This window comes from Agrococcus citreus (genome assembly GCF_039527715.1).
Lineage (GTDB): Bacteria > Actinomycetota > Actinomycetes > Actinomycetales > Microbacteriaceae > Agrococcus > Agrococcus citreus.
The window spans coordinates 355,901-379,479 of the sequence record NZ_BAAAKK010000001.1; the positions used below are offsets into that span (position 1 = coordinate 355,901).

Annotated in this window: 20 protein-coding genes; 9 read left to right on the forward strand and 11 right to left on the reverse strand. The window is 72.2% G+C overall.

The features are described from left to right. The 4 genes from ABD106_RS01770 to map all read right to left on the reverse strand — a co-directional run. The coding region (locus ABD106_RS01770; RefSeq protein WP_343916703.1) for a PfkB family carbohydrate kinase at nucleotides 1-630 on the reverse strand (630 nt) is incomplete at its 3' end. Further along, nucleotides 627-1,424, reverse strand: a complete 798-nt coding sequence (locus ABD106_RS01775; RefSeq protein ID WP_343916705.1) for a DeoR/GlpR family DNA-binding transcription regulator — start codon at nucleotides 1,422-1,424, stop codon at nucleotides 627-629. The genes ABD106_RS01770 and ABD106_RS01775, both read right to left, overlap by 4 nt. A gap of 108 nt (nucleotides 1,425-1,532) precedes the next feature. Continuing rightward, nucleotides 1,533-2,297: a polyphosphate--glucose phosphotransferase gene (gene ppgK / locus ABD106_RS01780; RefSeq protein WP_425545700.1), complete on the reverse strand. Its 765-nt coding sequence runs from the start codon at nucleotides 2,295-2,297 to the stop codon at nucleotides 1,533-1,535. Between the two features lie 43 nt (nucleotides 2,298-2,340). Then, nucleotides 2,341-3,210: a type I methionyl aminopeptidase gene (map, locus tag ABD106_RS01785; protein ID WP_343916707.1), complete on the reverse strand. Its 870-nt coding sequence runs from the start codon at nucleotides 3,208-3,210 to the stop codon at nucleotides 2,341-2,343. Between the two features lie 133 nt (nucleotides 3,211-3,343). Here map and ABD106_RS01790 point away from each other — a divergent pair, with 133 nt between their 5' ends. Next, nucleotides 3,344-4,237 (forward strand): SDR family oxidoreductase, encoded by an 894-nt coding sequence (locus ABD106_RS01790; protein WP_343916708.1) that lies wholly within the window; start codon nucleotides 3,344-3,346, stop codon nucleotides 4,235-4,237. Nucleotides 4,238-4,396: 159 nt separating this feature from the next. Continuing rightward, nucleotides 4,397-4,621 carry an SPOR domain-containing protein gene (locus ABD106_RS01795; RefSeq protein ID WP_343916711.1) on the forward strand — a complete coding sequence of 75 codons (225 nt, stop codon included), beginning with the start codon at nucleotides 4,397-4,399 and terminating at the stop codon, nucleotides 4,619-4,621. A gap of 126 nt (nucleotides 4,622-4,747) precedes the next feature. On the opposite strand, the gene ABD106_RS01800 is transcribed toward ABD106_RS01795, so the two are convergent. Together ABD106_RS01800 and panB are read right to left on the reverse strand one after the other, a co-directional pair. Next, nucleotides 4,748-5,266 (reverse strand): DUF1697 domain-containing protein, encoded by a 519-nt coding sequence (locus ABD106_RS01800; RefSeq protein WP_343916713.1) that lies wholly within the window; start codon nucleotides 5,264-5,266, stop codon nucleotides 4,748-4,750. A gap of 3 nt (nucleotides 5,267-5,269) precedes the next feature. Beyond that, entirely contained in the window at nucleotides 5,270-6,187 is a 918-nt protein-coding gene (gene panB / locus ABD106_RS01805) for a 3-methyl-2-oxobutanoate hydroxymethyltransferase (RefSeq protein WP_343916715.1), read from the reverse strand. Between the two features lie 63 nt (nucleotides 6,188-6,250). Here panB and ABD106_RS01810 point away from each other — a divergent pair, with 63 nt between their 5' ends. The 3 genes from ABD106_RS01810 to ABD106_RS01820 all read left to right on the forward strand — a co-directional run bounded on the left by ABD106_RS01810 (nucleotide 6,251) and on the right by ABD106_RS01820 (nucleotide 10,776). Continuing rightward, nucleotides 6,251-7,582, forward strand: a complete 1,332-nt coding sequence (locus ABD106_RS01810; protein WP_343916717.1) for a glutamine synthetase family protein — start codon at nucleotides 6,251-6,253, stop codon at nucleotides 7,580-7,582. 3 nt (nucleotides 7,583-7,585) lie between these two features. Continuing rightward, entirely contained in the window at nucleotides 7,586-10,492 is a 2,907-nt protein-coding gene (locus ABD106_RS01815) for a bifunctional [glutamine synthetase] adenylyltransferase/[glutamine synthetase]-adenylyl-L-tyrosine phosphorylase (protein WP_343916719.1), read from the forward strand. A gap of 80 nt (nucleotides 10,493-10,572) precedes the next feature. Then, nucleotides 10,573-10,776, forward strand: coding sequence for a zinc-ribbon domain-containing protein (locus tag ABD106_RS01820; RefSeq protein ID WP_343916721.1), 204 nt, complete (start codon nucleotides 10,573-10,575; stop codon nucleotides 10,774-10,776). 256 nt (nucleotides 10,777-11,032) lie between these two features. Here ABD106_RS01820 and glnA read toward each other — a convergent pair whose 3' ends face one another. Both glnA and ABD106_RS01830 read right to left on the reverse strand, forming a co-directional pair. Beyond that, nucleotides 11,033-12,457: a type I glutamate--ammonia ligase gene (gene glnA, locus ABD106_RS01825; RefSeq protein WP_343916723.1), complete on the reverse strand. Its 1,425-nt coding sequence runs from the start codon at nucleotides 12,455-12,457 to the stop codon at nucleotides 11,033-11,035. A 101-nt stretch (nucleotides 12,458-12,558) separates the two neighbouring features. Further along, nucleotides 12,559-13,248: a DUF4191 domain-containing protein gene (locus ABD106_RS01830; RefSeq protein WP_343916725.1), complete on the reverse strand. Its 690-nt coding sequence runs from the start codon at nucleotides 13,246-13,248 to the stop codon at nucleotides 12,559-12,561. 1,223 nt (nucleotides 13,249-14,471) lie between these two features. On the opposite strand from ABD106_RS01830, the gene ABD106_RS01835 reads away from it, so the two are divergent. Next, a complete protein-coding gene (locus ABD106_RS01835) occupies nucleotides 14,472-14,753 on the forward strand; it encodes a hypothetical protein (RefSeq protein WP_343916727.1) in 282 nt (93 codons plus the stop codon). Between the two features lie 12 nt (nucleotides 14,754-14,765). Here ABD106_RS01835 and sucB read toward each other — a convergent pair whose 3' ends face one another. From sucB to ABD106_RS01850, 3 genes are all read right to left on the reverse strand, one after another. After that, nucleotides 14,766-16,649, reverse strand: coding sequence for a 2-oxoglutarate dehydrogenase, E2 component, dihydrolipoamide succinyltransferase (gene sucB, locus ABD106_RS01840; RefSeq protein ID WP_343916729.1), 1,884 nt, complete (start codon nucleotides 16,647-16,649; stop codon nucleotides 14,766-14,768). 25 nt (nucleotides 16,650-16,674) lie between these two features. After that, entirely contained in the window at nucleotides 16,675-18,048 is a 1,374-nt protein-coding gene (gene lpdA, locus ABD106_RS01845; RefSeq protein ID WP_343916731.1) for a dihydrolipoyl dehydrogenase, read from the reverse strand. Nucleotides 18,049-18,189: 141 nt separating this feature from the next. After that, entirely contained in the window at nucleotides 18,190-19,638 is a 1,449-nt protein-coding gene (locus tag ABD106_RS01850) for a leucyl aminopeptidase (protein WP_343916733.1), read from the reverse strand. An 87-nt stretch (nucleotides 19,639-19,725) separates the two neighbouring features. On the opposite strand from ABD106_RS01850, the gene ABD106_RS01855 reads away from it, so the two are divergent. The 3 genes from ABD106_RS01855 (at nucleotide 19,726) to ABD106_RS01865 (ending at nucleotide 23,555) form a co-directional block, all read left to right on the forward strand. After that, entirely contained in the window at nucleotides 19,726-20,646 is a 921-nt protein-coding gene (locus ABD106_RS01855; RefSeq protein WP_343916735.1) for a PAC2 family protein, read from the forward strand. After that, on the forward strand, nucleotides 20,643-21,971 hold the full coding sequence (locus tag ABD106_RS01860; RefSeq protein WP_343916737.1) for an MFS transporter: 1,329 nt from the start codon (nucleotides 20,643-20,645) through the stop codon (nucleotides 21,969-21,971). The genes ABD106_RS01855 and ABD106_RS01860 overlap by 4 nt, the downstream gene beginning before the upstream one ends. Before the next feature lie 162 nt (nucleotides 21,972-22,133). Then, on the forward strand, nucleotides 22,134-23,555 hold the full coding sequence (locus ABD106_RS01865) for an RNA polymerase sigma factor (RefSeq protein WP_343916739.1): 1,422 nt from the start codon (nucleotides 22,134-22,136) through the stop codon (nucleotides 23,553-23,555). Nucleotides 23,556-23,579: the final 24 nt, after the last annotated feature.

Consider the following 23,579-nt stretch of genomic DNA (forward strand, 5'->3'; position numbering starts at 1 on the left):
GCCCGCCGCTGCACCGACGCCGTCGATCGCGCCGTGCGCGAGGCCGAGGAGCTCCTCGAGCTCCTCGTCGTTCGGCTTGGCGAGGTCGATGCCGCCCGCGGCGACGGCGGCGGCGAGCGGCGCCCCCGAGCTGTCGACGGCGACGCGGATGCCGGGTCGGGCACCGCGCGCGGCGTCGATGACGTCGACGACGAGGTCGGGCCGCGCGCCCGTGGGCAGGGAGCCGGCCACGACGAGCCACGCCGCGCCGACCGCCTCGGCGCGGACCGCGGCGAGCAGGGCGGCGATCGCCCGCTCGTCGAGCGGCGCACCGGGCTCGTTCACCTTCGTCGTCGTGCCGTCCGGCTCGGTGATCGCGAGGTTCGTGCGCACGGATGCATCGACCGGCACGTGCACGGCGTCGACGCCGTCGGCCGCGAGCAGGGCGGCGAAGCGATCGTCGTCGCGAGCGACGACGATCGCGCGGGAGGGGACGCCGGCCGCGGTCAGCACCCGCGTCACGTTCACGCCCTTGCCCGCGGCGACCTCGACGGCCGCGGCAGCGGACCGCTGCACCGCGCCCCGCTCGAGGGGCGAGGCGAGCTCGATCGTGCGGTCGATGGATGGGTTGAGCGTCACGGTGAGGATCATGCGACCTGCACCTCGCATCCCGCGTCATCGAGGGCGGCGGCGAGTGCGGCGTCGGGCGCCGCGTCGGTGAGGAGCACGTCGATCTGCTCGAGCGCCGCGAACCGGCACAGCGACGCCTCGCCGAGCTTCGTCGCGTCGGCGAGCACGGCGACGCGACGGCCGGCGGCCACGATCGCCGCCTTCACGGCGGCCTCGTCGGGATCGGGGGTCGTGGCACCGGAGGCGTCGAGGCCGTTCGTGCCGAGGATGACGACATCGGGGCGGAGGGCGGCGATCGCGAGCACGGTCTGAGCGCCGACGGCGGCGCCGGTCACGGCACGGATGCGGCCACCGATCGCGTGGACTTCGATCGACGGGTGGGCGGCGAGCAGCTGGGCGATCGCGGGGGAGTGCGTGGCGACGACGAGCCGGGGTCCGCCCGCGCCCGGCCACGTGGCGACGAGCTCGGCGGCGAGCGCGGCGGTCGTCGTGCCGGCGTCGAGCAGCAGGCTCGTGGCGCCCGAGGCGAGCAGCCGCTCGCACGCGAGCCGGGCGATGCGGCGCTTGCCGTCGGCGTTCGCGTCCTGGCGCTCGGCGACCGCCGTCTCGACGAGGCTCGAGCGGCTCGCGCTGACGGCGCCGCCGTGCACGCGCCGCGCGACGCCGGCCTGCTCGAGCGCGTCGAGGTCGCGGCGCACCGTCTCGGCGGTGATGCCGAGCTCGCGGGCGAGGCCGGCGACGAGCACGCGCCCATCCTTCAGGACGCGCTCGGCGATCGCGTCGCGGCGCTGGGTGGCGAGCATCGGTGACTCCATGCGAGCACGCTAGCACCGAAGCACAGACAGAACAAGAGAAACGCAGACGATCACAGATTGCCCAGCATGCGCAGGCGGCCGGGCAGCAGCCCGGCGGTCAGCGCAGCGTCACACGCCGCGCGCGAGCGCGGCAGCGCCGATGATGCCGGCGTTGTTGCGCAGCTTCGCGGGCACGATCGGCGTCGCGAGCTGCAGCAGCGGCAGGAACTTGTCGGACGACTTCGAGACGCCGCCGCCGACCACGAACAGGTCGGGCGAGAAGAGGAACTCCAGGTGGCTGTAGTAGCGCTGCAGCCGCTCGGCCCACGCCTCCCAGCTGAGCTCCTCGCGCTCGCGAGCCTTGTTCGAGGCCCGGGACTCGGCGTTGTGGCCGTCGAGCTCGAGGTGCCCGAGCTCGGCGTTCGGGATCAGCACGCCGTCGTAGATGAACGCCCCGCCGATCCCGGTGCCGAGCGTCGTCATGATGACGAGGCCCGAGGCATCCTTCGCCGCGCCGTAGTGGTCCTCGGCGAAGCCAGCCGCATCCGCGTCGTTGACGAAGTGGATGTCGCGGCCGAGGGCCTGCTCGAAGAGCCGCTCCGCCTCGAGGCCGATCCACGCCTTCGAGACGTTCGCCGCGCTCATGGTGCGGCCGTGGCGCACGATCGCGGGGAACGTGACGCCGATCGGCGTCGACTCGTGCGCGGCGAGCCGCTCGACGAGCTCGACGACCGCGTCGCGGATGGCGTCGGGCTCCCCGCCCGCCGGCGTCGGGACTTTGATGCGGTCGCTGAGGAGCTCGCCCGACTGGACGTCGACGAGGGCGGCCTTGACGCCCGTCCCGCCGATGTCGACGCCGATGGCCTGGTGCTTCGACTTGGTCACGGCTCGCATCCTGCCACGGATCGCGGCTGCGACCGATCCGGCGGCGGCCCGCTCAGGCCGACGGGAGCGTGAGGATCTCGGCGCCAGTCTCGCGCACGACGATCGTGTGCTCGAACTGGGCGGTGATCGAGCGGTCGCGCGTGACGATCGTCCAGTCGTCGTCCCAGCCCTCCCACTCGTGCGTCCCGAGCGTGAGCATCGGCTCGATCGTGAAGACCATGCCGGGCACGATCTCGGTGTCGAAGCGGTCGGTGTCGTAGTGGGGGATGATGAGCCCCGAGTGGAACGACGTGCCGACGCCGTGCCCGGTGAAGTCGCGCACGACGCCGTAGCCGAAGCGCTTCGCGTACATCTCGATCGCGCGACCGATGACGTTCACGCGCCGCCCGGGCATCGCCGCCTTGATGCCGCGCCGCAGCGCCTCCTCGGTGCGCTTGACGAGCTGCGCCACCTCGTCGCTCGCCTCGCCGACGATGAACGTGCGGTTCGAGTCGCCGTGCACGCCGTCGCGGTAGGCGGTGATGTCGATGTTCACGATGTCGCCGTGCTCGAGCACCGTGTCGTCGGGGATGCCGTGGCAGACGACCTCGTTGACGCTCGAGCACACCGACTTCGGGAAGCCGCGGTAGCCGAGCGTCGACGGGTAGGCGCCGTGGCCGGTGACGTACTCGTGGCCGATGCGGTCGAGCTCGTCGGTCGTCACGCCCGGCCGCACGGCGGCGCCGACGGCCGCGATCGCATCCGCCGCGATGGTGCCGGCGGCGCGGATGCGATCGATCGTCTCCTCGTCGTAGACGTCGCCGCCGACGTGCTTGGCCGGCGCCGGCCGGCCGACGTACTCGGGGCGGGCGATCGAGGTGTCGACGGGCTGCTCGCGGCCGATGCGGCCGGGGATCAGGTGACCAGTCGCATCCTTCGGCATGCTCCCATCCTAGGCACCGGCGCGCAGGTGCCCGGGGCGCCGGCCGGACCCCATGCGGCCGCTCGGCAGACGCTGGACATGAGCCGAGCGTGCGCTCCAAGGCCACGTCAGGCGGCCTCCGTAGGGTCGCCGCATGGCTGATCAGTACACGTTCCAGGACCCGACCAAGCTCTACGCCGACATCTCGACGGAGCCGATCTCGCAGGACGGACCCGGTCTCGATTCGGGCATGCGCGACCGCGCCGACCTCGGTGAGGGGACCTACCGCGGCACCGGCCGCCTCGAGGGGCGCAAGGCGCTCATCACGGGCGGCGACTCGGGCATCGGCGCGGCGACCGCGATCGCGTTCGCGCGCGAGGGCGCCGACGTCGCCATCTCGTACCTGCCCGAGGAGGAGAGCGACGCGCAGCGGATCGTGGCGCTCATCGAGGAGGCGGGCCGCACCGCGGTCGCGATCCCCGGCGACCTCACCGACCGCGGCTACTGCTCCGAGCTCGTGCGCACGACGGTCGAGCGCCTCGGCGGCCTCGACATCCTCGTCTCGAACGGCGGCAAGCAGCAGTTCGTCGAGCAGCTCGAGGACCTCACCGACGAGCAGTTCGACGAGACCTTCAAGACGAACGTCTACCCGCTCTTCTGGCTCACGAAGGACGCGGTGCCGCACATGCCGCCGGGGTCGTCGATCATCGCGACCTCGTCGATCCAGGCGTACCAGCCCTCCGAGCACCTGGTCGACTACGCCACGACGAAGGCGGCGATGAACACGATGAGCAAGGCGCTCTCGCAGCAGCTCGCGCCCCGCGGCATCCGCGTGAACGTCGTCGCGCCCGGTCCCGTGTGGACGCCGCTCCAGACGGCGGGCGGCCAGCCGACCGAGGCGCTGCCCGAGTTCGGCGAGCAGACGCCCATCGGTCGCGCAGGCCAGCCGGCCGAGCTCGCGCCCGCGTACGTCTTCCTCGCCTCTGCGGAGTCGAGCTACGTGCTCGGCGAGACGCTGCACGTCAACGGCGGGATGCCCACGCCGTGACGCGCCGCGCCGCGGTCGGGACGCAGCTGCGCTGGCACGGCGGCGCGCGTCCGCGGCGCGCTCCACGCACGATCGCCGCGGTCGAGCGCGGCGAGGCGGCGACAGCGACGGTTCCGGGCGCTCTGGGCGTGCCGAGGAGGGTCGCCTACACTCGGGCGCATGAACGCTGCCGAGTACTGGTACAACCTCGAGACGGGCGTCGTCGAGGAGGGCATGGTCTCGCCGGGCTACGACCGAGCGGGGCCGTTCAAGACCCGCGAGGAGGCTGCGCGAGCACCGGAGATCATCAAGCAGCGTTCCCAGCAGTGGGCTGCGGAGGAAGCCGCGGCCGACGACTGGGGCACGCGCAGCGGCGGCACGAAGGACGTCCCGCCCGCCGGCTGAGCCGCTGCTGGTCGAGCCGGTCGGGGCCGCCCAGCGCCCCGCCCGAGTCGAGACCAACCCCTGAGGCGCGCGGTGTGGTCTCGACTCGCGCGGCGCCCAGGGGCGCCGTGCGGCTCGACCAGCGGGTCACGCCGCCGCGATGACCTTCCGCAGCGTCCGCAGGTTGCGGGTCGTCGTCGCATCCTTCGACCCCTTCCCCACGCGCTCCGACGCCTTCGCGAAGCCGCTGGTGAGCGTCGTGCCCTTCGGGTTCGACCAGTAGAGGACGCCCTCGCCCCTCGCGGTCGCCTCCTCCTCCGCCGTCTCGATCGCTGAGAGCGCATCGACGACACCGGGCTCGAGCTCGAAGATGACGTAGGGCGTGCGCTCGTCGTCCTCGCCGTGCGGATAGCCGTCGATGATCTCCTGCAGCGCCTCGATCGCGATCCCGAGCACACGGATGCGTCGCCCGTACCGCTCCTCGAGCGCCGCCTCCGCGACCGCAGCCGCGGCGGTCGCGCTCCTCGCGGTCACGACCGCGTTGCCGCTCGCCAGCACCGTCACGACGTCGCCGAGCCCCGCAGCCGTCAGCACCGACCGCAGGTCGGCCGACTTCACGGTCACCCCGCCGACGTTCACGCCGCGCAGCAGCAGTGCGATGCGCATCGGCTACTCGTACTCGTGCTCCGGCGCCGGGTACGACCCGCTCGCCACGTCCTCGCGGAACGACACCGCAGCCTCCTCGAGCGTCTGCGCGAGCTGCGCGTACTGCTTGACGAACTTCGGGATCCGGCCGCTCGTGAAGCCCGCCCAGTCGCTCCAGACCAGCAGCTGGCCGTCGCAGTGCGGACCGGCGCCGACCGAGATCGTCGGGATCGACAGCGCCTCGGTCACGCGCCGCGCCGACTCCGACGGCACCATCTCGAGCACGACGGCGAACGCGCCTGTCTCCTCGACGGCCTTCGCGTCGCGCAGCAGCTGCTCGGCGCCGGCGTCGCCGCGCGCCTGGATGACGTGGCCGCCGAGCCCATGCTCCGACTGCGGGGTGTAGCCGATGTGCGCCATCACGGGGATGCCGGCCTCGACGATGCGCCGGATCTGCTCGGCCGAGCGCTCGCCGCCCTCGAGCTTGACGGCGTGGGCGCCCGTCTCCTTCATGAAGCGGATCGCCGTGTGCACGGCCTCGCGCGGGTTCGTCTCGTACGAGCCGAACGGCAGGTCGGCGACGACGAGCGCCCGCTTCGCGGCGCGCGCGACGGCACGGGTGAGAGGGATGAGCTCGTCGACCGTCACCGGGAGCGTCGTGTCGTAGCCGAAGACCGTGTTGCCCGCGGAGTCGCCGACGAGCAGGAAGTCGATGCCCGCGCGGTCGAAGATGCCGGCCGAGAGGTAGTCGTAGCTCGTGAGCCCGACGATCTTCACGCCGTCGCGCTTCGCCTGCGAGAAGTGCCGCGTCCGCACGCGCTTCGGTCCGCCGGACCCGCCGCCGTAGGGCGCCGCGACCTCCGCCGCGCCATCCCTCGCGCTCGCGCCCGAGGGCTGCTCCGCCTGCGTCTGACCGGTCTCTGCCGGACCACTCTGTGCCATGCCATCGAGCCTAACCCGAGGCTCTCGCCCACTAGCCTGTGGGGAGGCAGAGAGAGGTGCGGGATGGACAAGCAGCGGGACTTCGTGCTGCGCACGATCGAGGAGCGCGGCGTCAAGTTCGTGCGCCTCTGGTTCACGGATGTGCTCGGCACGCTCAAGTCGGTGGCGATCGCGCCCGCCGAGGTCGAGGGCGCCTTCACCGAGGGGCTCGGCATCGACGGCTCGTCGATCGAGGGGCTCTCGCGCTCCTCCGAGGCCGACGTGATCGCGAAGGCCGACCCGTCGACCTTCCAGATCCTCCCGTGGCGCGGCGAGGTCGACCCGACCGCCCGCATGTTCTGCGACATCTCGACGCCCGACGGCCAGCCGGCCGCCGCCGACCCCCGCCACGTGCTCAAGCGCACGCTCGCGAAGGCGGCCGACCGCGGCTTCAGCTTCTACACGCACCCGGAGTGCGAGTTCTACCTGCTGAAGTCGGCGGATGTCGCGAACCCGCAGCCCGTCGACCGCGCCGGCTACTTCGACAACGTGCCCGGCGGCACCGCGCACGACTTCCGCCGCGCGAGCGTGCGCATGCTCGAGGACATCGGCATCTCGGTGGAGTTCAGCCACCACGAGGCGGGCCCCGGTCAGAACGAGATCGACCTGCGGTACGCCGACGCGCTCTCGACCGCCGACAACATCATGACCTTCCGCACCGTCGTCAAGGAGGTCGCGCAGTCGGAGGGCGTCTACGCCACCTTCATGCCGAAGCCCTTCGAGGGCCAGCCTGGCAGCGGCATGCACACGCACCTGTCGCTCTTCGAGGGCGAGCGCAACGCCTTCTACGACGCATCCGGCCAGTACCGGCTCTCGAAGATCGGCCGCCAGTTCATGGCGGGGCTGCTGCACCACGCGCCCGAGTTCACCGCCGTGACGAACCAGTACGTCAACTCCTACAAGCGCATGTGGTCCGGCGATGAGGCGCCCAGCTACGTCAGCTGGGGCCACAACAACCGCTCGGCGCTCGTGCGGGTGCCGCTCTCGAAGCCGAACAAGGCGCAGTCGGCCCGCATCGAGTACCGCGGGCTCGACTCGGCCGCCAACCCCTACCTCGCGTTCTCGGTGCTGCTCGCCGCAGGCCTCAAGGGCATCGAGGAGGGCTACGACCTGCCCGACGAGGCCGTCGACGACATCTGGCAGCTGACCGACAAGGAGCGCAGGGCGCTCGGCTTCACGCCGCTGCCCGCGAGCCTCGACCGGGCGATCGGCGCGATGGAGGAGTCGGAGCTCGTCGCCGAGACGCTCGGCGAGCAGGTGTTCTCGTACTTCTTGCGCAACAAGCGCGAGGACTGGACCCGCTACCGCGCGCAGGTCACCCGCGTCGAGCTCGAGTCGAACCTGCTGACGCTCTAGCCGATGCGCATCCCGTCGCCCCGGACGCGCCTCGCGCGCCTGGGGTTCCGCGAGCCGAGCAGGGCAGAGGCCTGCATCGCCGAGCTGCCGGAGTCGCTCCACGGGCTCGTCGAGGAGTGCGCGCACTCCGCCGACCCCGACACGGCGCTGCAGATGCTCGTGCGGCTCGTGCGCGCCGAGGTCGACCTCGGCGACGCGCTCGACGACCCGGAGGCGCGCGCGTCGTTGCTGCGCGTGCTCGGCGGCTCGATGGGCATCGCCGAGCACCTCCAGCGGCACGCCGAGGACATCGAGGTGGCCGCCCGGCCCTCGGAGCCAGCGGCCGCGGACGAGTACCGGGCGAGCCTGCTCGCGTCGGTCGCGGCCGAGGGCGGCGTCGCCACGATGCCGCGCGACGCGGCGATCGCGGCGATGCGAGGGCGCTACCGCCGCCACCTCACCGAGCTCGTCGCGTGGGACCTCGGGCTCGACGACCCGGCAGCGTCGGTCGACGTCGTCTCGGCGGCGCTCGCCGACCTCGCGGCCGCCGCGCTCGAGGCGGGCCTCGCGATCGCGCGCGCCGCGGCGCGCGAGCGCTTCGGCGACGACGCGGACCGCGTGCGGCTCGCGATCATCGGCATGGGCAAGGCGGGTGCGCGCGAGCTCAACTACATCAGCGACGTCGACGTGATCTTCGTGCACGAGGCCGACGACCTCGACGACTCGAAGGCGACGCAGATCGCCACGCTCCTCGCGCGCGAGGCCTCCGCGGCGTGCGCCCAGTTCCAGGCGGCGCCGCCGCTGTGGGAGGTCGACGCCAACCTGCGCCCCGAGGGCAAGGACGGCGCGCTCACCCGCACCCTCGCATCCCACGTCGCCTACTACGACCGCTGGGCGAAGTCGTGGGAGTTCCAGGCGCTGCTCAAGGCACGCACCCTCGCGGGCGACGCGGCGCTCGGCGCCGCGTACGAGGCGTCGGTGCGCTCGAAGGTGTGGGAGTCGTCGAGCCGCGAGGGCTTCGTCGAGTCGGTGCAGCGGATGCGCGAGCGGGTGACGGAGCACATCCCGGCCGACGAGGTGGCCCGGCAGCTGAAGCTCGGGCCGGGCGGTCTGCGCGACATCGAGTTCACCGTGCAGCTGCTGCAGCTCGTGCACGGCGCCGACGACGAGTCGCTCCGCCAGCGCGGCACCCTCGACGCGCTCGACGCGCTCGCCGCCCGCGGCACGATCGGCCGCGCCGACCGGCTCGAGTTCGGCGCCCACTACCGGTTCCTGCGCGTGCTCGAGCACCGCATCCAGTTCTGGCGCATGCGGCGCACGCACCTCATGCCGCTCGCCGACGACGATCTGCGCAGGCTCGCCCGCTCCGCGGGACTGCCCGACGCGGAGGCGCTCGAGCGCGAGTGGCAGGCGACGCGGCGCGCCGTGCGGACGCTGCACGAGCGGCTCTTCTACCGGCCGCTGCTCGGGGCGATGGCGTCGCTCGGCCACGAGGACGTGCGGCTGAGCCCCGAGCACGCGATCCGGCGCCTGCAGGCATCGGGCTACGTCGACGCGAAGGGCGCGCTCGGGCACATCGGCGAGCTCACCGCGGGCGTGAGCCGCCGAGCGCAGATCCAGCGGCTGCTGCTGCCCGTGCTGCTCGGCTGGTTCGCCGAGGGCGCCGATCCCGACATGGGGCTGCTCGCGTTCCGTCGCTTGAGCGAGGCGCTGGGAGAGAGCCCCTGGTTCCTGCGCATGCTGCGCGACTCGCCCGTCGCGGCGAAGCGGCTCAGCCTGCTGCTGTCGTCGTCGCGGCTCATCGCGCAGCTCATGGAGCGCATCCCCGAGGCGGCGTCGTGGCTCGACGACGACGACCAGCTGCGACCGCGCGGCGAGGAGGCCCTGCGCGACGAGACGAACGCGATCCTCGCGCGCCACGACGAGGCAGACGCGCTGCGCACGGCGCTCCGCTCGCTGCGGCGCCGCGAGCACTTGCGCGTCGCGATCGCGAGCGCGCTGCAGCGCGTCGACGAGAGCGCGGTCGGGGCGGCGCTCAGCGCGATCGCCGCGGCGCTCGTCGACGCGGCCATCCGATTCCACCGGCCCGAGGGGCTCGAGCTCGCGACCATCACGATGGGCCGCACGGGCGGCCGCGAGATCGGCTTCGGCAGCGACATCGACGTGCTGCACGTCGCCCGCGGAGAGGGCGACCCGATCGCGGTCGCGACCACGGTCATCCGTCGCGTGCAGGAGACGCTCGCCGACCCGACCCTGCCGTTCGAGATGGATGCGGGGCTGCGGCCCGAGGGGCGCCAGGGTCCGCTCGTGCGCACCGTCGACAGCTACCGCGCCTACTACGAGCGCTGGTCGGAGCCGTGGGAGGCGCAGGCGCTGCTGCGCGCGCGGCCGTTCGCGGGCGACGCCGGGCTCGCCGACGACCTCATGACGGTCATCGACGAGCGCCGCTATGTCGCGCAGTTCCCGGCGTCGGCGGTGCGCGAGGTGCGCCGCATCAAGGCGCGGGTCGAGTCGGAGCGGCTGCCGGCGAACGCCGACCGGCGGCGGCACCTCAAGCTCGGCGACGGGGCGCTCAGCGACGTCGAGTGGCTCGTGCAGCTGCTGCAGCTGCAGCACGCGGGTGCGCTGCCGAGCCTGCGCACGCCGTCGACGCTCGAGGCGCTCGCCGCGGCGGCGCGCGAGGAGCTCATCTCGGACCGCGACGCCGAGGTGCTGCGGGAGGCGTGGACGCTCGCGACGCGCATCCGCAACGGCCTCGCGCTCGCGCGAGCGCGCACGACCGACCTGCTGCCCGTCGACCGGGGCGAGCTCGAGGCGGTCGCGCGGCTCGTCGGCATGCCGGCCGGCTCCGCGCGCGACCTCGAGGAGCACTACCTCGCGGCGACCCGCCGCGCCCGTCGCGTCTTCGACCGCCGCTTCTTCGAGGACTGACCCCGCTGCTCCTCGAGCAGCACGGGGGCGCGCATCGAGACACCTCGGGACCTCGCAGGTACGCCACCTACGCTTGCCCGATGTTCTTCATCTTCGGCTTCGGCAGCAAGCAGCACGACCTCGGCGCCGGCCAGACGCGCACGTGCGCGCGCTGCGGCAACACGACGGTGTGGAACCGCATCCGCACGGCGAAGCAGTTCACGCTCTTCTTCATCCCGCTCGCGCGCTGGGGTCGCGAGGAGCTCGAGGTCTGCAGCATCTGCGGCAACGCCGTCGCGGTCTGACTCCGCTTTGGCCCGGCGAGCCGACGCGGGTGCACGCTGTGGCGGCCCGAACCGCCGCTCAACCGCAATTGCGTGCACACAGCGCGCCTGAGGTGCACGCTGTTGCTGCCTCTGGCGTTCGCAGACAGCAACAGCGTGCACACCGCGCCGCCGAAGCTGCTCCGCAGAGCGCCCCGCGCACGAAGAGGGGCCGGGTCCCCCCAAGGAACCCGGCCCCCGTCTGCAGCCGATGCGGCGTCAGCCAGAGTCCGCTCGATCAGACCCCGTAGTAGAGCTCGAACTCGAACGGGTGCGGACGCAGCGCCATCGGCAGGATCTCGGTCTCGCGCTTCATCGCGATCCAGGTGTCGATGAGGTCCTTCGTGAAGACGTTGCCCTCGAGCAGGAACTCGTGGTCCTGCTCGAGCGCGACGAGCGCCTCCTCGAGCGTGCCGGGCACCTGCGGGATGCCCTTCGCCTCCTCGGGCGGCAGCTCGTAGAGGTCCTTGTCGACCGGCTCGTGCGGCTCGATGCGGTTCTTGATGCCATCGAGGCCGGCCATCATCTGGGCAGCGAACGCGAGGTACGGGTTCGAGGCCGCGTCGGGTGCGCGGAACTCGATGCGCTTCGCCTTCGGGTTCGACCCTGTGATGGGGATGCGGATGGCCGCCGAGCGGTTGCCCGCCGAGTAGACGAGGTTCACGGGCGCCTCGAAGCCCTTGACGAGGCGACGGTACGAGTTGATCGAGGGGTTCGTGAACGCGAGCACCGCGGGAGCGTGCGCGAGCAGGCCGCCGATGTACCAGCGAGCGGTGTCGGAGAGGTTGCCGTAGCCGTTCTCGTCGAAGAAGAGCGGCGTGCCGTCGAGCCACAGCGACTGGTGCGTGTGCATGCCCGAGCCGTTGTCGCCGAAGAGCGGCTTCGGCATGAACGTGGCCGTCTTGCCCCACTGCTCGGCGGTGTTCTTGATGATGTACTTGAAGGCGAGGACCTCGTCGGCCGCCTTCACCATCGTGTTGAAGCGGTAGTTGATCTCGGCCTGGCCACCCGTGCCCACCTCGTGGTGGCTGCGCTCGACCTGCAGGCCGATGCCCTCGAGCTTCAGCACCATGTCGTCGCGCAGGTCGGCCTGCTTGTCGACGGGGGAGACGGGGAAGTAGCCGCCCTTGTAGGGCGTCTTGTTGGCGAGGTTGCCGCCCTCCTCGACGCGGCCGCTGTTCCAGGCGCCCTCCTCGGAGTCGACGACGTGGAACGACTGGTTCTGCGTCACCGAGTAGCGCACGTCGTCGAAGACGTAGAACTCCGCCTCGGCCGCGAAGAAGGCGGTGTCGGCGATGCCGGTGGAGGCGAGGTACTGCTCCGCCTTGTGCGCGACCTGGCGCGGGTCGCGGTGGTAGATCTCGCCCGTGCGCGGGTTGTAGATGTCGAAGATCATCACGAGCGTCTTGTTGTCGCGGAACGGGTCGATGTACGCCGTCGTGACATCCGGGATGAGCTGCATGTCGGACTCGTGGATGTTCGCGAAGCCGCGGATCGACGAACCGTCGAACAGCTGGCCGACGGTGAAGAACTCCTCGTCGACCGTGGAGGCTGGGATGTTGAAGTGCTGCTGCACGCCCGGCAGGTCCGTGAAGCGGATGTCGAGGAAGAGCACCTCCTCGTCCTTGATGTAGGCGAGGACCTCGGACGAATCCTTGAACATGGTGCTCCTTGAACTGCGTTGGGGGTGGGCGTGTGCCGTGCCGTCGACGCTACGCAGGAGCCGTTGCCCGCCGGTGACGCCGATGTTTCGGCGGTGTTACGTCAGCGCGGGCGACCGGGGCGCACGCGGCGCGGGTCGATGCCCTTGGGGATGGGCAGGCTCGACTGGCCGAGCGACGTGAGCCGGTTCGCGACCGCCATCACCTCGGCGCGGCTGAGCGTGCGCTTGAGGCGCCGCATCGAGCGCGTGAGCTTGCGCAGCTCGAGCTCGGAGTCGGGGCCGATCGAGATGACGTGGACGGGCACGTTCGGCACGATGCGCTTGACCTTGCGCTTCTCCTCCGAGAGGAGGCGCGAGACCCGGTCCTGCGGTCCCTCGGCGATGAGCACGACGCCGGGCTTGCCGACCGCGCGGTAGACCGCGTCCTGCGTGCGCGGGTTGACGCCGACGGGCATCTCGCTCGTCGTCCAGTTGCCGCGCAAGCCGTTCTTGAGCACCGCGCCGACCGCTCCGGGCCGGCCCTCGATCTGCGCGAACGCGATCTTCTCGGCGCGCCACGTGAGCGTCATCATCATGAGCATCAGACCGATGAGCACGCCGCTGATGATCCACAGGATGAGGAACAGCGTGTCCTGGCGGAAGACGATCGCGAGCACCGTGACGACCACGATGGGACCGAGCAGGGCGAGCAGCATCAGCGGCAGCGCAGCCCGGTCGTTCTTGCGGGTCATCTGGAAGATGGACCACATCGTCTTGAGCCTGCCGGGCTCCTTCTCGGTGTCGCGTGCCATGGTGCAAGGATACCGGGGCGCGAGCCGCTCGCTCTCCACAGGCAGCGCTCGAGATGCTCCGGATGCGCGTGCCGCGGTGGCATGGTCGCCGACGTGGACGACGAGGACGACCGCACCCCGACGATCGCAGGGCATTCGCTCGTGCGTGCGATCCGCCGCGACGCGACGCGCGAGGTGTGGGTGGCGGCCGACGCGGCGGGCAGCGGCGTCGAGCTGCACCGCAGCATGCCCGGCGAGGAGGCGCTGCTCGCCCGCGAGGCAGAGGCGCTCCTGCTCGGCGACCACCCGCACCTCGTGCCCATCCTCGACGTCGCGACCGATGCCGGGGTGGTGCTCGTGCGGCCGCTGCTGCCGCACGACCTGGCCGACTGGCTGCTCGAGCGCGGCTCGCCGCAGCCGGGGGAGGCCGTCACCGCGCTCGCGCCGGTCGCGGCCGCGCTCGGGGCGCTCCACGCGGCGGGTGCGGCGGTCGGCGGCGTGACCGCGCAGCAGGTGCGGCTCGACGCCGACGGAGCGCCGCTGCTGCTGGGCGAGGGCGCGCGCGTCGAGACCGCGCGGCCGTCGCCGGCGTGGCGCGATGCGAGCGACCGGGTCGGGGCCGACGCGGCCGGCTGGCGAGCGCTCGCCGAGGCGGTGCTGGCCGCGAGCGGCACCGAGGTGCCTGGCGCCGTCGAGCGCGCCGTCGAGGCTCGCGACCTCGTCGCGGCGGGCGACGCGCTGCTCGACGCGTGGCCGGCGCTNNNNCGCTCGCGCTCGAGCCGACGGTCGCGACGCGAGCCGCGACCGGTGCGCGCGTGCGTCACCGAGCGCGCCCCGTCGGCGCGGATGCCGTCTGGGCACGTGCCGCGCTCGTGCTCGAGGCGCTCGCGCAGCGCATCCCGGCACTGCCGGCCGCGCTCGGCGCCCGGCTCGATCCGAGGCGGCCGCGAGCGCTCGGAACGCCTCCTCGAGCCGCGGGCGGTCGCCTGGTGCGCGCGCTGGGTGCGGTGCGGCCTCGGTTCTGGGTGCTCGCGGGAGCGGCCACGGCAGCCGTCACGGCTGCGGTGCTGCTGCTCCCCGCCGGCTCGGATGCGGCGGGAGAGGCGGCCCAGGGGGAGTCGGCGCAGCGGACGGGGGTGCAGGAGGAGCCCATCCCGGCACCCGCCGCAGATGCACCCGACGTGCAGACGCCCGAGCCCGATGCATCCGCGGCACCGGCAGCCGCCGAGCCGGCAGCACCGACGATGACCGACGATCCCATCGAGGGCGCCGCGACGCTGCTCGCGGAGCGCGAGGCGTGCCTCGACGCGGACGACGCAGCGTGCCTCGTCGGGCTGCACGAGCCCGGCAGCCCGCAGCTGACGGCAGCCGCACCGTGGCGGATGCCCGCGGACGCCCGGCTCGAGCTCGTGCAGCGACTCGGCGACGCGTGGCTGCTGCGCGTCGTCTCGAACGACGAACCGGCCTCGGTGCTCGTCATGAGCACCGAGGCCGGTTGGACGCTGCGCGACGCCTGGGTCGACTAGACCTCGAGTCGATCAGACCTCGAAGGCGCCCGACTCGAGCCGGGCCTTGACCTGGCCGAGGTAGCGGGCCGCGTCGGCGCCGTCGATGATGCGGTGGTCGTACGACAGGGCCAGGAACACCATCGAGCGGATGGCGATCGAGTCCTGCCCGTCGGCCTGCACGACGACCGGGCGCTTGACGACCGTGCCGACGCCGAGGATTGCGCGCTGCGGCTGGAACACGACGGGCGTGTCGAACAGCGCGCCGCGCGAACCGGTGTTCGTCAGCGTGAACGTGCCGCCGGCGAGCTCGTCCGGGCTCAGCTTGTTGTCGCGCGTGCGCTGCGCGAGATCGGCGATCTCGGCGGTCAGCTCACGGATGCTCTTCGACGCCGCGTCGCGGATGACCGGGGTCAGCAGTCCACGCTCGGTGTCGACGGCCATCGCGAGGTTCTCGGTCTCGGGGTAGGTGATCTGCTCACCGTCGTCCGTCGCGTTGATGAGCGGGTGCGACTTGAGGGCCTCGACCGCAGCCTGCGTGAAGAACGGCAGGAAGGTGAGCTTCTGGCCGGTCTCCTGCTGGAAGGCGGCCTTCTTCGACTCGCGCAGCTGCGCGACCTTCGTCACGTCGACCTCGACGACCGTCGTGAGCTGGGCGAGCGTCTGCATCGACTCGACGGCGCGCTTCGCGACGACCTTGCGCAGTCGCGACATCGGCGCGGTCGTGCCGCGCAGCGGCGAGACCTCGACCTCGGGGGCCGACGCCTGCGTGCCCTCGGAGGCCGCGGCCTGCGGTGCGGCCTCAGCGGCTGCGAGAACGTCCTCCTTGCGGATGCGGCCGCCGACGCCCGTGCCCGAGAGCGACGCCAGGTCGACGCCCTTCTCGTTCGCGAGCTTGCGCACGATCGGCGTGACGTACGGCGTGCCGGATGCGGCCGGGGCCGAAGCCGCCGGTGCGGGCGCTGCCGGAGCTGCCGGAGCCTTGGGCTGCGCGGGTGCTGCCGGCGCCTCCTGCTTCGGTGCCTCCTGCTTCGGTGCCTCCTGCTTGGGAGCCTCCTGCTGGGGCGCGTCGTCCTTCGCGGGCTCGGGCTGCTCGACCGAGGGCTTGGCCGGGGCGGGCTGCGCTGCGGGAGCCGCCTCCTGCGCCTGCGCGCTGCCCTGGGCCTGCTGCTCCTCCGACGGCTCGTCGGCTGCCGGGGCTCCGCCCGAGCCGCCGATGCGCGCGATGACCGCGCCCACGTCGACGGTGTCGTCCTCGTTCGCGAGGATCTCGCTGAGCGTGCCGGCGACCGGCGACGGCACCTCGGTGTCGACCTTGTCGGTCGAGACCTCGACGATGGGCTCGTCGACGGCGACCTCGTCGCCCACGGCCTTGAGCCAGCGCGTGATCGTGCCCTCGGTGACGCTCTCGCCGAGCGCCGGGAGCGTGATATCGGTGCCGCCGCCTTCGGCGGGCTTCGTCCCGGCCTCCGGGGTCTCGGTGGGCGTCGCCGGCTGCTCGGCCTGCTCGTCCGCCTCCTGCGACGGCGAGTCCTGGGCCTCGGCGGCCGACTCGTCGTCGGCCTCCTGGTCGGCCTCGCTGTCGGTGCCCGACGTCGCGACCTCCGCATCGGGAGCATCCTCTGCGGCTGCCTCCTCTGCGGGGGCCTCCTCGGCCGGCGCGTCCTCGGCGGGCGCGGCGCCCGCATCGCCGATGCGGGCGATCACGGCGCCGACGTCGACGGTGTCGTCCTCGTCGGCGAGGATCTCGGTGAGCGTGCCCGCGACGGGCGACGGCACCTCGGTGTCGACCTTGTCGGTCGAGACCTCGACGATGGGCTCGTCGACGGCGACCTCGTCGCCCACGGCCTTGAGCCAACGGGTGATCGTGCCCTCGGTGACGCTCTCGCCCAGTGCGGGGAGCTGGATGTCAGTCATGCTTCATGTCTCCTGTGGCTGTCGATCAGATGGCGTGCAGCGGCGTGCCGGCGAGCTTCAGCATCGTCTCGCCGAGCGCCTCGTGCTGCGTGGGGTGCGCGTGGATGAGCTGCGAGACGTCCTCGGGGTAAGCCTCCCAGTTGACGATGAGCTGGGCCTCGCCGATGAGCTCGCCGACGCGACGGCCGATCATGTGCACGCCGACGACGGGGCCGTCCTTGACGCGCACGGCCTTGACGGAGCCGCTCGTGCCGACGATCTCGCTCTTCGCGTTGCCGCCGAGCGAGTACTCGTACGTCTCGATGCTGTCGTCGCCGAACTGCTCCTTGGCCTTCGCCTCGGTGTAGCCGACGGATGCGACCTCGGGGTCGGAGTAGGTGACCTTGGGGATGTTGACGTCGGCGACCGGGCGGGGGTCGAGGCCCGCGATCTGCTCGGCGGCGAAGATGCCCTGCTGGTAGCCGCGGTGCGCGAGCTGGAGGCCGGGCACGATGTCGCCGACCGCGTAGACGCCGGGTACCGAGGTCTGGAGGCGCTCGTCGACGGTCACGAAGCCGCGGTCGAGCTCGATGCCGACCTCCTCGTAGCCGAGGTCCGCCGTGACGGGGCCGCGGCCGACGGCGACGAGCAGCAGGTCGGCGTCGATCGTCTCGCCGGTCTCGAGCGAGACGTGCACGCCGGTCTCGTCCTGCGTGACGCCGGAGAAGCGGGCGCCGAGCTTGAACTGGATGCCGCGCTTCTTGTAGGCGCGCTCGAACTGCTTCGAGACCGACTCCTCCTCGTTGGGGACGAGGTGGGGGAGGCCCTCGATGATCGTCACCTCGACGCCGAACGAGCGCCAGACGCTCGCGAACTCGACGCCGATGACGCCGCCGCCGAGGATCGCGACGCGCTGCGGGATCCAGTCGAGCTGCAGCGCCTGCTCGCTCGTGATGACGTTGCCGGTGATCTCGAGGCCGGGCAGCGACTTCGGGTACGAGCCCGTCGCGAGCACGATGCTCTTGCCGGTGAGGGTCTGCTCGCCGACCTGCACGGTCGTGGGCGACGTGAGCCGGCCCTCGCCGGCGACGACCTCGATGCCCTTGTTCTTGATGAGGCCCTGCAGGCCCTTGAACTTCTTCGCGACGATGCCCTCGCGGAACGCGGTCACGCGCTCGATGTCGATGCCCTTGAGCTCGGCGTCGACGCCGGCCTCCTCGGACTCGCGCACGACGTCGGCCACCTCGGCCGAGTGCAGCATGGCCTTCGTGGGGATGCAGCCCTTGTGGAGGCAGGTGCCGCCGAGCTTGTCCTTCTCGACGATCGCGACGGTCTTGCCGAGCTGCACGGCGCGCAGCGCCACGGCGTAGCCCGCACTGCCTCCGCCCAGGACGACGATGTCAAAGCTCTGATCGGACACGCACTAGCTCCTTATGAGTCTTGATTGCCGCGCGGGTGGCGCGGCGGTGCACGGCAGTTCTTGCCCGTCCCAGCCTAGTCGGATGCTCCTGTGCGCCGGGCGTCCGCCGCGCAGCGGCCGCGGCCGCCCGGCCGCTCGTGCCTAGTCGGCGGAGCGCGCCATCGTCGCGAGGGTGTGGATGAGCCCGCGCACCGTGACGCCCGTGGCGCCCGAGGGGGTGTGGCCGAAGGGCGAGCCCGTGTTCGTCGAGGGGCCCGCGATGTCGAGGTGCGCCCACGGGATGGGCGCGCCGTCGCGCTCGCCGACGAACTCCGCGAGGAAGGCGGCTGCGAGGAGCATCCCGCCCGCGCGGTTGCCGACCTTGGCGTTCGCGAGGTCGGCGACGTTCGAGTCGAGCATCCCGATCATCTCCTCCGGGATCGGCATCGGCCACAGCTGCTCGCCCGTCGCTTTCGCGGAGGCGACGATCGCGTCGACGAGCGCGCCGTCGTTGCCCATGACGGCGCTCACGCGATCGCCGAGCGCGACCTGCTGCGCGCCCGTGAGGGTCGCCACGTCGATGATCGCGTCGGGCTGCGCCTCGCTCGCGAGCACGAGGCCGTCGGCCATGACGAGCCGGCCCTCGGCGTCGGTGTTCGTCACCTCGACCGTCGTGCCGCCGCGCATCGTGAGCACGTCGTCGGGGCGGATCGCGGTCGACGAGACGAGGTTCTCGGCGAGGCACAGGTGCGCCGTGACGCGGATCGGCAGCTGCAGCGCGGCTGCGGCGACCGCGACGGCGTAGACGGTCGCGGCACCGGTCATGTCGTACTTCATGTGCTGCATCGAGGCGGCGGGCTTGAGCGAGAGGCCGCCCGAGTCGAACGTGATGCCCTTGCCGACGAGCACGACGTGGCGGCTCGCGCCCTCCGGCGCGTGCTCGACGGTGACGAGCCGCGGGGGGCGGCTCGAGCCCTGGCCGACGCCGAGGATGCCGCCGAAGCCCTCGCGGCGAAGGCGCTCCTCGTCGCGGACGACGACGGAGAGGCCTGCCGCGGGCGCCTCGGCCGCGACGCGGTCGGCGAAGTGGACGGGGCTCAGCAGGTTCGGGGGCGTGTTCGCAAGGTCGCGCGTCGTCCAGACGGCCTGCGCCGAGATGGTCGCATCGGTGACCACCGACGCCGAGACGTCGGCGGTGCCGGCCACGACGGCGATCTCGCAGATGCGCGGTGCCTCGTCGCGCTTGAGCCCGGAGAAGCGGTAGGCGCCGAGCGCCGCACCCTCGAGCACCGCGCGGACGTCGTCGCTCGACTGCACGGGCAGCGCGAGCGCGAGCGACGGCACGTCGCGCAGCGAGCGCACGGCGGCGCCGGCGACCTCGCGCAGGCGCGTCGGGGAGACGTCGTCGCCGAGGCCCGCGAACGCGACGCGCCGGCCGTCGACGACCGCGCGCACGACCTGCTCGCGCTTGCCGGTGACGCCGAGCGCCGTCAGCAGCTCGGCGTCGAAGCCCGGGGCCTCCGGGGTGTCGCCTGCGACCACGCCGTGCACGACGAGCTCGGCCGTCGCGTCGTCGGGGCTGGCGATGATGGACAGTGCGGGGATGGGCATGGGTCACGAGGATACCGGCGTCGGCGCGTCGCCTCGTCGGGACGGCCGGTGCAGGATGCGTCGGCCGTCGCTCACTAGGCTGGCATCGTGTTCGATCCGCGCGAGCTGACCCTGTCCCTCGAGGACCTCGAGACGGTCCCGCACGGCCTCGACCTCGTGATCGCCATCCACGGCTTCGTGGACGCGGGTGCAGCGGCGGAGGCCGCCGCCGCGGCGATCCTCGACACGCTGCCGCATCGCAGCATCGTCGAGTTCGACACCGACCTCCTCATCGACCACCGATCGCGGCGTCCGCGCATCCTCTTCAACGAGGACAAGATCGAGGAGTACCTGCCGCACTCGCTCACGCTGCTCGTCGTCGAGGACGACGCGGGCGTGCCCTTCCTGCTGCTGACGGGACCGGAGCCCGACTGGATGTGGGAGCGGTTCACGGATGCGCTGCTCGACCTCATCGAGCGGCTCGGCGTCGCGTCGACCACGATCATCACGTCGATCGGCATGCCCGTGCCGCACACCCGGCCGCTCGTCTCGACCGTCTCGGGCAATCGCGCCGAGCTCATCGAGCAGTACTCCGCCTGGCGCCCGGTCTCGCAGGTGCCCGGCTCGGTCATCCACCGCATCGAGCACCGCCTGCATCCGATCGCGCCGGTCGCGACGTTCACGGTGCTCGTGCCGCACTACGTCGGCGAGTCGGGCTCCGCGGGGCCCGCGCTCGCCGCGCTCGAGGGCGTGACGAGCGCGACCTCGCTCGCGTTCCGCACCGAGGAGCTGCGCCAGGCCGACCGCGAGTTCCAGCAGCTCGTCGCGCAGCAGATGGAGACGAACGAGGAGCTGCAGCGCATCGTGCTCACGCTCGAGGCGCGCTACGACGCCTTCATGGCGCAGTCGTCGGTGCGCTCGCCGCTCACCGACGAGGACGGCGCCCTGCCGAGCGCCGACGAGATCGCCGAGGAGCTCGAGCGCTACCTGCGCCAGCGCCGACGGCCCGGAGCGGACCCGCTCGGATGAACAGCGCCCGCTCCTGGTTCGTCTGGGGTGCGGGCGCGGTCGCGTACATGATCGCGATCCTGCACCGCTCCTCGCTCGGCGTCGCAGGACCGGCGGCCGCCGAGCGCTTCGACGTCGCCGCGACGCTGCTGTCGACCCTCGGCGCGGTGCAGGTGGGCGTGTACGCGGCGATGCAGATCCCCGTGGGCGTGCTGCTCGACCGCTACGGGCCGCGCGTCCTCATCGCGACCGGCGCGATCGTGATGGCGGGCGGCCAGACGATGGTCGCGCTCGCCGAGGAGCTGCCGCTCGCGATCGCGGGCCGCATCCTGCTCGGCATCGGTGACGCCGCGACCTTCATCTCCGTCATCCGGCTGCAGTCGGGATGGTTCCGGGGGCCCATCGTGGCGCAGATGTCGCAGTGGACGGCGACGACCGGGCAGCTCGGGCAGCTGCTCTCGGTCGTCCCGTTCGCGTGGCTGCTGCACCAGATCGGCTGGACGCTCTCGTTCGGGTCGCTCGCCGCGCTCGGCGCGGTGGCGTTCGTGCTCGTGCTGCTCGTCGTCTTCGACGCGCCGAAGGGCGGAGCGCCCGCGACGGGCTCGATCGACGTGCCGGAGGGGTGGTGGCCGCGGCTGCGCCACGCCGTGCGGCAGCCCGGCACCCGGCTCGGGTTCTGGACCCACTTCTCGCTGCTGGGCTCGACCAACGTGTTCCTGCTGCTGTGGGGCTACCCGATGCTCGTCGAGGGCCTCGGCTACAGCCGCGGCGAGGCCGCCGGCCTCATGGCGGTCATCGTCGGCACCGGCATGGTCGTCGGCCCGATCGTGGGGATCGCCACCGCGCGCTTCCCGCTGCGGCGATCGACGCTCGTGCTCGCGATCGTCGGGATCGTCGTCGCGACGTGGTCGCTCGTGCTGCTGTGGCCGGGGCAGCCGCCGGACTGGCTCGTCGTCGTGCTCGTCGTCGTGCTCGGCATCGCCGGTCCCGGCTCGACGGTCGGCTTCGACTTCGCCCGCACATTCAACCCGCTGCGCGTGCTCGGCTCGGCGAACGGCGTCGTCAACATCGGCGGGTTCATGGCGTCGTTCGCGCTCATGCCGGCGATCGGCATCATCCTCGACGCCGTGCACTCGGCGCGCACCGCGGGCGGCGAGGCGGTCGGCCTCTACGACTGGGAGGGCTTCCGCATCGCCCTCGCATCGCAGCTCGTGGTGCTCGCGCTCGGGCTCGTCATGATCGTGCGGATGCGCCGCATCACCCGGTCGCGGATGCGCGAGGAGGGCATCGAGGTCGCTCCCGTCTGGACCGCCGTCGCCCAGTGGATGCGTGACCGCAAGCGCTGAGCGGTCGTCCTGGGCGCTTCCTGCGCGACTGGTGGGAATGCCTATGCCATACCCGGCGCTATACTGTCAAGACCGACCCAGTCGAGACCGCGAGTGTCGCGGACTTGACTTGGGTCATTCGACTGCCCCGAAGCCTGGGCGCCCGAGATCTGCGGAGGACGCATGCCAGCCAAGGAAACGACCACGACGAACCGTCGGGCCTCGACGAAGCCCGCTGCTGCGACTGACGCCGCGACCGACGCGGGCCAGACCGCCCCCGCGGCGGCGGCGACCTCGAAGACCGCTGCGGCGAAGGCGCCTGCTGCGGCGAAGACGGCCGCAGCGAAGGCCCCTGCCAAGACCGCTGCCGCCAAGACGACGGCCGCCAAGACGACGGCCGCCAAGACGACCGCCGCCAAGACGACGGCTGCCAAGACGACCGCTGCCAAGACGACCGCCGCGAAGACGACGGCTGCGAAGAAGACCGCTGCCGCCAAGGCGCCCGCGAAGGCCGCCGCTCCCGCGCGCGGAGGCCGCCGCAAGGCTGCCGCCGCCGTCGAGCCGGAGACCGAGGAGACCACCGAGGTCGTCGAGGAGGCCGAGGAGGAGGAGACGGTCCACGTCGAGAAGCTCCCGACCGGCGCCATGCGCCTCTCGGGCGACGACGACGAGCCGCCGTCGAGCCAGATCACCGGCGCGACCGCCGACCCTGTCAAGGACTACCTCAAGCAGATCGGCAAGGTCGCGCTGCTCAACGCCGAGCAGGAGGTCGACCTCGCGATGCGCATCGAGGCGGGCCTGTTCGCCGAGGAGCGGCTCTCGCTCGAGCCCGACCTCGACTGGCAGCTCAAGCGCGACCTCACCCGCATCGCCCGCGATGGTCAGCGCGCGAAGAGCCACCTTCTGGGCGCGAACCTGCGCCTCGTCGTGTCGCTCGCCAAGCGCTACACGGGCCGCGGCATGCAGTTCCTCGACCTCATCCAGGAGGGCAACCTGGGGCTCATCCGTGCGGTCGAGAAGTTCGACTACACGAAGGGCTTCAAGTTCTCGACCTACGCGACGTGGTGGATCCGCCAGGCGATCACCCGCGCGATGGCCGACCAGGCCCGCACGATCCGCATCCCGGTGCACATGGTCGAGGTCATCAACAAGCTCGCCCGCGTGCAGCGGCAGATGCTGCAGGACCTCGGTCGCGAGCCGAGCCCCGAGGAGCTCGCCCGCGAGCTCGACATGACGCCCGAGAAGGTCATCGAGGTGCAGAAGTACGGGCGCGAGCCCATCTCGCTGCACACGCCCCTCGGTGAGGACGGCGACAGCGAGTTCGGTGACCTCATCGAGGACACCGAGGCGGTCGTGCCCGCCGACGCGGTCGGCTTCACGATGCTGCAGCGCCAGCTCGAGTCGCTGCTCGACTCGCTCTCGGAGCGCGAGGCGGGCGTCATCCGCATGCGCTTCGGCCTGGGCGACGGCATGCCGAAGACGCTCGACCAGATCGGCGACACGTTCGGCGTGACGCGCGAGCGGATCCGGCAGATCGAGTCGAAGACGATGGCGAAGCTGCGCCACCCGTCGCGATCGCAGCAGCTGCGCGACTACCTGGAGTGAGCCCGGACCGGCTCGCCGGACCGA